At 31.2% G+C, this 231-nt stretch carries 1 protein-coding gene; it reads right to left on the bottom strand.

Annotated elements, in window-relative coordinates:
* On the bottom strand, window positions 1-97 hold a 97-nt coding region (locus SB773_RS34985), incomplete at its 3' end, for a Veg family protein (protein ID WP_410595184.1).
* Between the last annotated feature and the right edge of the window lie 134 nt (window positions 98-231).

The following is a 231-nucleotide window of genomic DNA, read 5'->3' on the forward strand; positions in this document are numbered from 1 at the left end:
CTACAGTCTTTCTTCTTCCACCGTTTGCTTTTAAGAGCAATCTTTTACCTAGGTTTGAATCAAGTGCAGTTTTAATATCAGCTAGAGTTTTTGGCATTTTCGGTCCACCTCACTAAGTTAAGTATATCACAAATTACAAATATACGCAAACAAAATAATAAATTATATCAGCACTTAAAAATGTAGTCAATATATTTTTATCTGAAATCCGGCAAAATCGCGAACAATTTT

It is taken from the genome of Bacillus sp. SIMBA_074 (assembly GCF_046534555.1).
In the GTDB taxonomy this organism is placed as follows: domain Bacteria; phylum Bacillota; class Bacilli; order Bacillales; family Bacillaceae_G; genus Bacillus_A; species Bacillus_A mycoides.